The sequence below is a fragment of the Ensifer sp. Root423 genome (assembly GCF_001426275.1).
In the GTDB taxonomy this organism is placed as follows: Bacteria; Pseudomonadota; Alphaproteobacteria; order Rhizobiales; family Rhizobiaceae; genus Ensifer; species Ensifer adhaerens.
In genome coordinates this window covers 255,804-268,219 of sequence record NZ_LMEG01000012.1, presented here as the reverse complement: position 1 = coordinate 268,219, position 12,416 = coordinate 255,804, and the positions used below count along the sequence as shown (strand labels likewise).

Below are 12,416 nucleotides of genomic sequence, written 5' to 3'. Positions count from 1 at the left end.
TATTGGCATAGCACAAGAAACGTACTGCCAACATATAATTATAGTGGGGAATTGACCGATGTCGCGGGCAATTGCGTGCGGCCGATGCGGCAAGATTTGCGGATGTCTTCGCGGTGGATGCGGGAGAAAAGCCGAAACCGGCTTTTCTCATCCGCTTCAAGTGCGGCTTCAGGCAGCGGCGCTGTGGTTCTGCCGCTTGGCCTGGACGGCCTGGTGGGCCAACAGCTGCCGGATTGCGGCGCGCGCTTCATCGGCCGAGCCGAAGCGCTTCGCGTCCAGGTCCCAGACGTGATACTTCACCGCCAGGAACTTGAAGCGATCTTCATCCGGGACAACAACGCCGACGGCTTCGCCGCCAAATTCGATAACCTGCTTGCTCATACAAATAACGCTCCATCCACGCTGTCGGCGCGGAAACTTTCAATTTCGGCAAAAGATAAAGTTCGAGGGGTTCGAAGGTCACATTCGGCAAAGATTGCGAATGAGCCATTTTTTCTCTGTTGCGCGACAAAGGAGACGCGTGCCGAAGAAGGCGGCGGTCGAGACGGTTTCGGACATGTCACACTCCTTTGGCTGGCCCGGCATCAGCAATGCCGGAGCGTTCGATGAACAACCGTGAGGCGGACTCCCCGCGTTCACGTAGTGGCAAACTAGAATAATCTACCAATTCCGTCAATTAAAAAGATGAAGACGCAGAAAAAATTTCTTCACCCTTTAAATTCAAGGGGCGATGTACGCAAAATCCATCCACCCGTTCCGGAGCCGGAGACCTACGCTATTTAGGAAGCGAAGAATCAGTCTGCAAGGCACGGGTGGATAAAGACAGCACATTCGGACAAAAAAGGGGCGGCCCGTCGGGCCGCCCCTTCACGTTTTGTGTTCCAGTGCCGGATGTCAGGCAGCAGGCGTGCCCGCCTGCGGCGTGGTTGTGCCACCGCGGGATGCTTCGCGATCCTTCCACCAGCGATTGAGGAACAGCAGGATCGGGCCGCCGATATAGATCGACGAGGTCGTTGCCACGATCACGCCGAAGATCATCGGCCAGGCGAAGCTCTTGACGGCATCGCCGCCCCAGATCGCCATCGGCACCAGCGAGAAGGCCGTCGCCATCGAGGTGAAGATGCATCGCGCGATCACCTGGTTGATGCTCATGTCGATGAGATCCGAGAACGGCATCGACTTGTACTTCCTGAGGTTCTCGCGCATGCGGTCATAAACCACGACCTTGTCGTTGACCGAGTAGCCGATCATCGTCAGGAGCGCGGCGATGGCCGTCAGGTTGAAGTCGATGCCTGTCAACGCAAAGAAGCCGATCGTCTTGGTGATGTCGAGCAAGAGGACCGCGATCGCGCCGACGGCGAAGTGCCATTCGAAGCGGAACCAGATGTAAAGCAGGATCGCCACCATCGCGAGACCGACAGCGAGGAAGCCCGAACGGGCAAGCTCGGTGCTGACGGTCGGGCCGACGACTTCGGTGCGCTCGAAGCTCGCATCCGGGATCGTCTGGACGACGGCATCCTTGATGCGGTTGAGCGCTGCCGTCTGTTCCTGCTCGCCGCCCGGCTGGCGCTGGACGCGGATCAGGACCGATTTGTCCTGGCCGAATTCCTGCAGCGCCACTTCGCCGATGTTGAGCGCTTCGAGATTGTGGCGAAGCGTCGGAAGGTCGAGCGTGTTCTTCGAGGTGGTTTCGACCTGGATACCGCCGACGAAGTCGATGCCGTAGTTGAGGCCGGGCGTGAAGAACAGCACCACCGAGCTGACCGACAGGAAGGCGGACATGCCGATGGCGACGAAGCGGCCCTTCATGAAGGAGAAGGACGGAAGCTTCGGAACCTTGCCGAACAGCGACGGGATCTCGAGCTTCTTCATCTTCCGGCGGACGACGACCTCACGCATCATCAGGCGAACGACGGTGATCGAGGTGAACATCGAGATGATGATGCCGAGCATCATGGTGACGGCAAATCCCTTGACCGGGCCGGAGCCGAAGGCGAACAAGAGCACGGTGCCCGAAAGCGTCGTGACGTTACTATCGATGATGGTCGCGTAGGCCTTGTTGAAGCCGATATCGAGCGCCTTCATCGCGCCGGCACCCGCTTCCGTTTCTTCACGGATACGCGCGTTGATCAGGATGTTGGCGTCCACCGCCATGCCGATGCCGAGAATGATACCGGCTATACCCGGCAAGGTCAGCGTCGAGCCGAGCATGGCGAGAAGCGCGATGGTCAGGATCGTGTGCAGCACCAGGCCGACATTGGCGATCATGCCCCAGGCGCCGTAGAGCACGACCATGAGGGTGACGACGAGCGCGAAGCCGGCAAGACCGGTGTAGATGCCCATGCGGATCGAGTCGGAACCGAGGTTCGGGCCGACGGAGCGTTCCTCGATAACGGTGAGCGGTGCCGGAAGCGCGCCGGAGCGCAGCAGCGCCGACAGAACGGTCGCTTCCTGTGCGGTGAAGTTGCCGCTGATCTGGCCGTTGCCGCCGATGATCGGCTCGCGGATAACAGGAGCCGTCAGGACCTTGCCGTCAAGAACGATCGCGAAGGGCCGGCCGACGGCAGCCTGGGTGATTTCCGCGAACTGGCGGGCACCGAGCGTGTCGAAGGTGAAGGACACGATCGGTTCGTTGGTGCGCTGGTCGAAGCCGGCCTTGGCATCGGCCAGGCGCTCGCCCGAAATCGCGACGCGGCTTTCGACCGCATATTTGTTGTTGTCGTGGGCGCCCGGCAGAATGTCGACGCCGCGCGGCGCCGGCTGGTTGGGATCCACGGTCTGGTCCACCATGTGGAAGCTCATCTGCGCGGTCGAGCCCAAGAGCTGGCGCAGTGCCGTCGGATCCTCGAGGCCCGGAAGCTGGACGAGAATGCGGTCGGAACCGACACGCTGGATCAGCGGCTCGGCAACGCCGACGGTGTCGACGCGCTGGCGGATGATCTCGAGGCTCTGTTCGACGGCCTTGGTGGTGCGGTCGGCAAGGCCGGCCTCTGTCATCGCGATGTTGATGCTGTCGCCGTTCTCGGTCACCTCGATATCGGAAGCCGCGCCGCCGAAACCAAGCGTGCCGACAGGGGCCGCCAGCTCTTTCAGCTTCGGCAGAACCTTTTCGCGGTCGGCCGGATCTTCGATCTTCACGGTAACGGTATCGCCGGCGATGCGGGCCGAGGAGGCCGAGATGCGCTCGGCGCGGAGCGCCCGGCGCGTATCGTCAAGCAGGGTTTCGAGCCGAGCTTTGCGAAGGCCGGCAGCATCGACTTCGAGCACGAGGTGCGAGCCGCCCTTGAGGTCGAGGCCGAGGGTTACCGGCTTGACCGGCAGCCAGCCTGCAAATTGTTCACGTTGTGCCGGCGTCAGCACGTTCGGAAGCGCCGCGATACATCCGAAGATGATCACGACGACATAGACGAGAATCGCCCATTTCGATGTACGCATGTTGTGGTTCCAGAAGAGCCTGCGCGGGCACGGGGCGCGTCGTCAGGGCTTGTTTCATAAAGGGCAGAGCTGCAGCCGAAGCCGCCAGCCAGCCAAAATCCGCGTTGTGGATCAGGCGCCGGGAGGCGCGCGAATATGGGGGCCAGGGTTCGAGGCCCCGCCAAGATACGCAGCGAACTCGCGGAAAATCCGCCCGTCCGACGAACGGGGAAGTTCGAGTTCGAGCGATGCCGGCAAGAGCGCCGGCAAGCCATCATCGGCCGCGGACTTGGCGTCCTTGCGCTCGGCCGTAAACCGAAGGTCTGAAAGCGGTGTCGCCCGCGAGAGTTGCCGGGCGGCGGGACGGTCAGTCGAACCGGTGTCGGTGACGTTGCCGGCCTGGGCACCGGAGGCCGAACGGGACGGGATGCTCTGTCCGACCGAGATGACCTGCATTGCGAAGGAGGCGCAGAACAGCCACAGCACAGCGAGAAGCCGGCCGGCCTGTATGTTCTTGCTGCCACCACCCATGCGGTCCATCGAGGACGCGGTCCCTTTCCCTGGCGATTGCACGCCAGCGAGACGAAAATTGAGCCCGAATGCCCGACCTTACCTAGAGAACGTGGCCGGAATCGAGCATGGGCGCCTTTAACACCATTCCGGGCCGGAAAAGTCAAATCCGGCCCGTTTCGTGGTTGTCGTTGCTCAGGCCGTGATGCCGCTCGTTCGCCGCTCGTGGATCTCGATAAGCGACGGTCCCTTGCGCTTCGCCGCCTCGGCGAGCGCCTGTGAGAGATCGGCGACGGAAGCAAGCCGCCGTCCCTCGACGCCATAGGCCTTCGCCGCCATCAGGAAGTCCGGCGCCGAAGGCTTGACGCCCTCCGGCGTAACGCCGGCATCGACCATGTAGCTTTCGATTTCCTGGTAGCCGTCATTGTTCCAGACGAGGAAGATGACCTGCGCCTGCGCATCGACGGCAGACCCGATTTCAGCGAGCGAAAACTGGAAGCCACCGTCGCCGACGAGACAGACGACCGGCCGAGACGGATCGGCGACGGCTGCACCGACGGCTGCTGGCGGCGCATAGCCCAGAGAACCGTAACCGGTCGCCGAATTGAACCAGCTACGCTGCCGCGGTGCATCACAGTAGAGGTTGCCGGCATAGACGGCCTGGGTCGAGTCGCCGACGACGGTGCAATCCGGCAGAGACTTGTAGATGGTGTCGATGATGCCGATCTCGGCCCGCATCTTCGGCGTCAGTTCCTTCAGCGCCGCCCTCCGCGCCGTTTCGGCCCGTCCCGCTCCATCCTTCGCAGCATGACCGGGGAGAAAGGCGAGGATGCCCGCCGTCGCCGCCTTGGCGCCGGAGAGGATGGAGAGCGCCGCATGCGGCCCGCGCGCGAGCTGCGCCGCATCGATGTCGGTGCGGATCAGGTTGCGCAGGGCCGGAAAGCCGCCATCGGCATACATGTCGTAGTCGGTCTGGCCCATTTCGGTGCCGAGCGCCAGCACCAGGTCGGCCTCCTTCAGCAGCGACCGCACCGCCTTCAGGCTGGGGCTCGCAGGAACCCTCAAGGGACTGCCCGAGAACATGCCGCGAGCATTGACAGTGGTGACGACGGGCGCACCGATCTTTTCGGCAAGCTCCGCAACTTCCGCCTCCGCCGTCAGGGCGCCGCCGCCGCAGATGATGACCGGGCGCGAGGCGTCGGCGCAGAGGATCGCCGCGCGCTGCAGCGTCTCGCTGTCGGAGCGCGGTCGGGTGGCCGTTGCCGGCCGCAGCGCCTGCGGCGTGATCTTCGCCGACATCACGTCGGTCGGGATCTCGATATGCACCGGTCCCGGCCGACCGGAGACGAGCACCGAGAAGGCGCGGTCGACGACGAAAGGCAGGTCTTCCGGATTGAGGAGCGTGTGCGAATAGAGCGCCAGCGTCTTCATCATGCCGTGCTGGTCGGGCAGCTCGTGCAGCAGGCCGCGCCCATGGCCGAGCGAATCGCGGCGATTGACGCCTGAAATCACCAGCATCGGGATCGAATCCTGGCGCGCCTGCGCCATCGCCGTGATGGTGTTCGTGAGGCCGGGCCCGGTGATGACGAGGGCAACGCCCGGCTTGCCGCTGACGCGGGCATAGCCGTCGGCCATGAAGCCGGCGCCCTGTTCATGCCGTGGCGTCACGTGGCGGATCTTCGATGCAGCGAGGCCCCGGTAGAGCTCGACCGTATGCACGCCGGGAATGCCGAAAACCACCTCGACGCCATTGGCCTCGAGCAGGTCGACCAGGACTTCTCCAACCGTTCTTTCCATGGTCATGCGCAGCGCTCCTTGCGCAGGCTGGCCCGCTCGGCAAGTGCGGAGATGCGGCGGCAGGCCTCGTCGATGGCACCATCGGGCACGGTCAGGCTGACGCGCAGATAGTTCTGTGCTTCATCGCCAAAGGACGATCCGGGCATGACGGCAACCCCCTCTTCTTCAAGCAGCGCCCAAGCAAACGCATCGCCGTCGAGACCGGTTCCGGAAACATCAATCAAGATGAACATGCCGGCTTCCGGCGCGAACACCTCGATGCCGGGCGCCGCGGCAAGGCCGGCGACGATCTGCGCGGCGCGCGACTTATAGGACAAGCGCATCCGGCGCGCCGTATCGATGTCATGCGTCAGGGCATAGGCGGTCATGTCCGCGATGAAGGGCTGCGTGCCGAAAAGCATCGTTTCGGAGACCGGCAGCAGCCGCTCGGTGAACTCGACCGGGCCGACCGCCCAGCCGCTGCGGAAGCCGGGCGCGGCGTGCGATTTGGAGATCGACGAGACGACGATCGTGCGTTCGGCGAAATCCGGATTGTCGAAGGGCGAGGCAAAGACGGCGTCGAACACCAGCTCCTCATAGACCTCGTCGCAGACGATCCAGAGATCGTGACGGCGCGCGACCTCGCCGATCGCGGCAATTTCTTCCGCCGTCAGCACGGCACCGGTCGGATTGTGTGGCGTATTCAGCAGCAGCACGCGGCTCTCCGGCGTGATCGCTTTTTCCAGATCTTCGGCCTGCATGTGGAAGCCGAATTCCGGCTTCAGCGGCACCAGCACCGGATGCGCGCCGGTCGAGCGGATCACGCCTTCATAGGTCGCATAGAGCGGATCGCCGACGAGAACGGCATCGCCGGCCTCCGCCAACCCGAGAATCACGGCGAAGAGCGCCGTCTGCGTGCCGGGGAAGCAGAGCACGTTCTCGTTCGTCACATCGGCACGGCGACGACGGTATTTCTCCGCGACGGCCGCCACGACCGTCGGTTCACCGCGGCCGTTGGAGTAGCGATAGCGCCCCGCATTCATCGCGCGCTGGCATTCATCGAGCAGGGCGCGGTCCGGCGGAAGATCCGGTTCGCCGATCGTCAGTTCGATGATGTCGGCACCACTCGCCTTCAATTGGCGGGCACGGATATGCAGCGACCATTTGCCCGAACCAAGATCGGCAAGACGTTCGGTGATGGACGCGTAGCGCATGGTGCTTTCTCCCGTTTTCATTGTTTTGCAGTTCCGATCTTCGTGCCGAGCAGCGCTTCGACCGAAGACATGGCGATGGCGACGAGCTCGCCTTCGCGAAAGAGATCGCCGGCAAGGCAGCCCTCGACCCAGAGGCCGTCGACCAACCCGTTGATGGCGATGGCGAAGGCCCGGCAAGTTTCGGCGTCGGCCGGCTTGCCTTTGGTCGCAAGGAAATCGGCAAGCAGTTCCTGCAGCGAATTGCGAAAGGCGAGATAGCCTTCGCGGTGGATCTCCGACAGCACCGAATCGACCCGGACCTGGCTGATGAAGGCGGCCCAGAGCGAGATGCTGCGGCTGTCTGCCACCGGCTCGGTGAGGTTGATCGCGATGAAATCCCGGAGCCGGGTTTCCGGATCGCCCTCGACCTTGCTCGCCTTTTCGGTGAGCGAGGCGATGACGGCGCGATAGGCCTCGGCAACCATCTGGTCCTTCGATTCGAAGTAGTGGCGCACCAGCCCGGCGGTCACGCCGGCGCGGATTGCGATCTGCCGAACGGTTGCGCCCTTCAGCCCGAATTCCGAGATGCAGTCGAGCGTCGCTTCGATCAATTCCTGGCGGCGCTCGCCTTCCGGCGCGCGGTGAAAACTGCGTCTGTTCATGCGGCACTCTGCTCTCGAACCGGCCCAAAATGCTGTTCAGGCGCGGTCGGCAAAGGCTTCGGCCAGAACGGCGGCATGGGCGGCTCCTTCGGGAAATCGAACGATCGGCGGGCGTCAAAAAATCGACGACGTCTATTATTATACGCTTGAACAATAGCGGCACAAGTGCAACCATGCCGGCCAACAAAAACCCGTGACAGGCCAAAGATGCCGCACGGAAGACGACAGGGGAACTGTTTCGATGCTGACAGAAAAAGCTCGCAGAGCCATGGGAGCGGCGCGCCGATGACGGATGCGGCCCAGGCAATCGCGGTCACTGACCTGCACAAGCGTTTCGGGCCATTGGAAGTGCTGAAGGGAGTTTCGCTCACAGCGAAGCAGGGCGACGTGATCGCCATCATCGGCGGCAGCGGTTCCGGCAAATCCACTTTCCTTCGCTGCATCAACCTCCTCGAACTCCCCTCCGCCGGTAGCGTCAGCGTGCATGGCGAAAAGATCCGGATGAAATCCGACGGTCGCGGCGGCCTGGTGCCGGAGGACCGCAAACAGGTCCAGCGCATCCGCAGCCAGCTCGGCATGGTGTTCCAGAGCTTCAATCTCTGGCAGCACATGACCATCCTTGAAAACGTCATCGAAGCGCCGATCCATGTGCTCGGCAAGCCGAAGGCGGAAGCGGTCGCCACCGCCGAAACCCTGCTGAAACGCGTCGGCCTCTACGAGAAACGCGACGCCTACCCGGCCTTCCTTTCCGGCGGCCAGCAGCAACGCGCCGCGATCGCCCGGGCGCTTGCCATCCAGCCGCTCGTCATGCTCTTCGACGAGCCGACCTCGGCACTCGATCCCGAACTCGTCGGCGAAGTTCTCACTGTCATCGGGGACCTCGCGCGCGAAAAGCGCACGATGATCCTCGTCACCCACGAGATGAAGTTTGCGCGCGACGTCGCCAACCACATCGTCTTCCTCCACAACGGCGTGATCGAAGAACAGGGCCCGCCTGAGGCCATCTTCGGCGCACCGAAATCGGAAAGGCTCAAGAAGTTCATCAGTTCCATTCACTGAATTCCTGAATGCTAAACAACCAAAAAGGGGAACAGCATGAAGAAGGCATTGAAAGTCCTGGCCGTTGCGGCGGCGATCGCCGTGAGCGGCGGCGTCGCGGCGTCGGCGGAAGCGCTGAAGGTCGGCGTCGCAGCGGAGCCCTATCCGCCGTTCACAGCGCCTGACGCCAGCGGCAAATGGGAAGGCTGGGAAGTCGAGTTCATGAACGCAATGTGCGCCGAGGCCAAGCTCGAATGCGTGCTGACGCCGGTTGCCTGGGACGGCATCATTCCGGCACTGACGTCGAAGAAGATCGACATGATCATCAGTTCGATGTCGATCACCGACGAGCGCCTGAAGACCATCGATTTCTCCGACAAGTACTACAACACCCCGACCGGCATCATCGGCACCAAGGGCGTCGAGATGAACTCCTCGCCGGAAGGGCTGAAGGGCAAGACGCTCGGCGTCCAGGTCTCGACGGTCCACCAGGCCTATGCCGCAAAGCACTTCGCGCCGGCGGGCGTCGAGGTCAAGGAATACCAGACGCAGGACGAGGCCAACAACGACCTCGCCGCCGGCCGCCTCGATGCGGTGCAGGCGGATGCCATCGCGCTCAAGGCGTTTCTGGCGACCGACCAGGGCAAGGAATGCTGTGAATACAAGGGCGACGTTGCCGAAGACGTCGCCGTGATCGGCCCGGGTGTCGGCGTCGGCCTGCGCAAGGGCGAAACCGAGCTCAAGGACAAGATCAACGCCGCCATCAAGGCGATCCGCGACAACGGCACCTACGATACGTTCTCGAAGAAGTACTTCGACTTCGACATCTACGGCGGATAAGGCGCGATCGGCCGGCGATCGAACCGTCGCAGCGCTTGTCGCGTCTGACAAAGACCGCAGCGCTGCAGCGATCGCCGGCCGGCGCCATCGGAGCTCGACGACGCATGGCTGCGGATTCCCTCATCAATTGGGGCCTGCTCTCGCTTTCAGCACCCGGCTGGGGTGGCGTATTGCTGCAAGGCTTTTTCAATTCCATCCAGATCGCCGTCGGCGGCTTCACGCTCGGCCTGGCGCTCGGCATCGGCGGTGCATTCGGCAAGCTCTATGGCGGCCCAGTCCTGCGCGATCTGCTCGAATGCTACACCACGGTCGTGCGTGCAGTGCCCGAGTTGGTGCTGATCCTCTTGCTCTATTATGCCGGCACCGACCTGCTCAATCAGGTTCTGGCGTTGTTTTCGGTTGGCCCGGTCGACATCAGCGGCCTGATGGCCGGCATCTTCGTCATCGGCGTCGTCCAGGGTGCCTATTCGACCGAAGTGTTGCGCGGCGCGATCAAGGCGGTGCCCGCCGGGCAGATCGAGGCGGCGCGCGCCTATGGCATGTCGCCGGCCATGGTTCTGCGCCGCATCACCCTGCCGGCGATGTTGCCCTATGCCATTCCCGGCCTCTCCAATCTCTGGCTGATCGCCACCAAGGACACGGCCCTTCTCGCGGTCGTCGGCTTCAGCGAGTTGACGCTGGTCACCCGCCAGGCGGCCGGCACGACCAAGGCCTATCTCCTGTTCTTCCTGGCGGCTGGCGCGCTCTACCTGGCGCTGACGCTCATCTCCAACGTCTTCATCGGCATGCTCGAACGCCATGCCCGACGCGGTTTTGCGGAGAGCCGATGACCGACGAAACCACCCACGCCGTTGCGTTTACGCCCGAAGACCTGCCGACGGCGAAGAGCTTCTTCCTGCCGCACCGCATCCTCATGATGCTGGTCTTTGCCGCCTTCGTCGTCGCCGTCGCCGTCTTCATGCGCTGGGACTGGCTGCCGCGCTACCTGCCACGGCTTGGCTGGGGCATCCTCGTCAGCCTGATGATGCTGTTCAGCACCGCCATCCTCGGCTTCCTGCTGGCGGTGCCGATCGGCCTCGTGCAGGTCACCGGCCCCTGGTTCCTGAAACTGCCGGCCAAGGTGTTTTGTACCGTGATCCGCGGCACGCCGCTGCTGTTGCAGCTCTGGCTGCTCTATTACGGTCTCGGCTCGCTGTTCCCGCAGTTTCCGGCGATCCGCCAGTCCTTCCTCTGGCCTTACCTGCGCGAAGCGTGGCCCTATGGCGTGGCGGCGTTGACCATTTCGTTTGCGGCCTATGAGGGCGAAGTCATGCGCGGCGCTTTTGCCGGCGTTCCGAACGGCGAGCTTGAGGCGGCGAAGGCCTATGGCATGGGCCGCTGGACGATGTTCCGCCGCATCTGGCTGCCGCGCGCCATCCATCGGGCTCTGCCGACGCTCAATGGCGAAACGGTGCTGCAGCTGAAATCGACGCCACTTGTCGCGACCGTGACTGTCGTCGACGTCTATGCGGTCATCTCCAAGGTGCGGCAGGAAACCTTCCTCACCTACGAGCCGCTGCTTTTGCTCGCGCTCATCTACATGTGCCTCACCGGTATTCTGGTGGTGGCTTTCCGCACCTTCGAAAATCGCATACCAACCCGCGGTGCCTGACATGAAGCTTTCCCCCTCGATCACCAACGCCATGCCGGAACTCGTCGCCATTCGCCACGACCTGCATGCGCATCCGGAACTCGGACTGGAGGAGACGCGTACTTCCGCCTTCATCGCCAAGCACCTCGAAAGTCTCGGCTATGAGGTGACGACGGGGCTTGCGAAAACCGGTGTCGTCGGCACGCTCAGGAACGGCAACGGCAAGCGCTCGATCGGCATCCGCGCCGACATCGATGCGCTGCCGATCCTGGAAGAAACCGGGCTGGACTATGCCAGCAAGACCTCGGGCCTCATGCATGCCTGCGGCCACGATGGCCACACGACGATGCTGCTGGGTGCTGCCCGCGCGCTTGCCGAGCGGCGCAATTTCGACGGCACGATCCACCTGATCTTCCAGCCGGCCGAGGAGAATTTCGGCGGCGCCAAGATCATGATGGACGAGGGCCTGTTCGATCAGTTTCCCTGCGACGCCGTCTTCGCGCTTCACAACGAGCCGGGTCTGCCTTTCGGCCAGTTCGCCCTTAGAGAAGGCCCGATCATGGCCGCCGTCGACGAGGCGCGCATCACCGTGCATGGACGCGGCGGGCATGGGGCGGAGCCGCAGGAAACAGCAGATCCCATCGTCTGCGGCGCCTCGATCGTCATGGCGCTGCAATCGATCGTCTCGCGCAACATCCATCCGATGGATCCGACTGTGGTCACCGTCGGCGCCTTCCATGCGGGCTCGGCCAGCAACATCATTCCCGAACGCGCCGAGATCGTCGTCGGTATCCGCTCATTCGAGCCCGATGTGCGCGACGAACTCGAACGCCGCATCCGCATGATCGCCGAGGCGCAGGCGACGAGCTTCGGCATGCGCGCGACCGTCGACTACCAGCGCAGCTACGATGCGACGATCAACCACAAGGCCGAGACGGACTTCGTCCGCGATCTCGCGGTCCGCTTCGCCGGCGCCGACAAGGTGGTCGATCTCGCCCGCCCCTTCATGGGCAGCGAGGATTTCGCCTATATGCTGAAGGAGCGGCCGGGGACCTACTTCTTCCTCGGCTCGAAGGTCAGCGACGACGACAGGCCGCTGCATCACCCCGGCTACAACTTCAACGACGACCTGCTGCCGATCGGCGCGGCTTTCTGGACGGAGTTGGCCGAGGCCTATCTCGCGCGCCGCTGATATCCCGCTCACCTTTCGCCAATATGCCGCAGCGCAACATTGCCGCAGTGTGACAACGTGGCGGACGCGCTGTCATTGACGTTTGGCAAATTTGGCGCAGATTCAAGTGCATGCTGAAAAGCCGGTGCAACCCCAGGATTTGCCTCGGCCAGAGGCCAAGA

Annotated in this window: 11 protein-coding genes; 5 read left to right on the top strand and 6 right to left on the bottom strand. The window is 63.2% G+C overall.

Translation table 11 applies throughout. The features are described from left to right. Positions 1-168: 168 nt before the first annotated feature. The 6 genes from ASD01_RS13905 to ASD01_RS13880 form a co-directional block, all read right to left on the bottom strand. Positions 169-381, bottom strand: a complete 213-nt coding sequence (locus tag ASD01_RS13905) for a hypothetical protein (RefSeq protein WP_034797039.1) — start codon at positions 379-381, stop codon at positions 169-171. Between the two features lie 513 nt (positions 382-894). Continuing rightward, positions 895-3,435 carry a protein translocase subunit SecD gene (gene secD / locus ASD01_RS13900; RefSeq protein WP_034797042.1) on the bottom strand — a complete coding sequence of 847 codons (2,541 nt, stop codon included), beginning with the start codon at positions 3,433-3,435 and terminating at the stop codon, positions 895-897. Between the two features lie 111 nt (positions 3,436-3,546). After that, positions 3,547-3,954, bottom strand: coding sequence for a hypothetical protein (locus ASD01_RS36735; protein WP_034797046.1), 408 nt, complete (start codon positions 3,952-3,954; stop codon positions 3,547-3,549). 165 nt (positions 3,955-4,119) lie between these two features. Further along, positions 4,120-5,727 (bottom strand): 5-guanidino-2-oxopentanoate decarboxylase, encoded by a 1,608-nt coding sequence (locus ASD01_RS13890; RefSeq protein ID WP_034797049.1) that lies wholly within the window; start codon positions 5,725-5,727, stop codon positions 4,120-4,122. After that, positions 5,724-6,914, bottom strand: coding sequence for a pyridoxal phosphate-dependent aminotransferase (locus tag ASD01_RS13885; protein WP_034797053.1), 1,191 nt, complete (start codon positions 6,912-6,914; stop codon positions 5,724-5,726). The genes ASD01_RS13890 and ASD01_RS13885 overlap by 4 nt, the downstream gene beginning before the upstream one ends. A gap of 17 nt (positions 6,915-6,931) precedes the next feature. Continuing rightward, positions 6,932-7,555 (bottom strand): TetR/AcrR family transcriptional regulator, encoded by a 624-nt coding sequence (locus ASD01_RS13880; protein ID WP_034797056.1) that lies wholly within the window; start codon positions 7,553-7,555, stop codon positions 6,932-6,934. Positions 7,556-7,840: 285 nt separating this feature from the next. Between ASD01_RS13880 and ASD01_RS13875 the strand changes: the two genes are divergently transcribed. The 5 genes from ASD01_RS13875 (at position 7,841) to ASD01_RS13855 (ending at position 12,255) form a co-directional block, all read left to right on the top strand. After that, entirely contained in the window at positions 7,841-8,614 is a 774-nt protein-coding gene (locus ASD01_RS13875) for an ABC transporter ATP-binding protein (protein WP_034797059.1), read from the top strand. Positions 8,615-8,650: 36 nt separating this feature from the next. Beyond that, positions 8,651-9,433: a transporter substrate-binding domain-containing protein gene (locus ASD01_RS13870; RefSeq protein ID WP_034797062.1), complete on the top strand. Its 783-nt coding sequence runs from the start codon at positions 8,651-8,653 to the stop codon at positions 9,431-9,433. 104 nt (positions 9,434-9,537) lie between these two features. Further along, complete coding sequence (locus ASD01_RS13865) at positions 9,538-10,263, top strand: ABC transporter permease (protein WP_034797065.1); 726 nt, start codon at positions 9,538-9,540, stop codon at positions 10,261-10,263. Further along, entirely contained in the window at positions 10,260-11,084 is an 825-nt protein-coding gene (locus ASD01_RS13860; RefSeq protein WP_034797068.1) for an ABC transporter permease, read from the top strand. The genes ASD01_RS13865 and ASD01_RS13860 overlap by 4 nt, the downstream gene beginning before the upstream one ends. Position 11,085: 1 nt before the next feature. Beyond that, positions 11,086-12,255 carry a M20 aminoacylase family protein gene (locus ASD01_RS13855; RefSeq protein WP_034797071.1) on the top strand — a complete coding sequence of 390 codons (1,170 nt, stop codon included), beginning with the start codon at positions 11,086-11,088 and terminating at the stop codon, positions 12,253-12,255. The last annotated feature ends 161 nt before the right edge of the window (positions 12,256-12,416 follow it).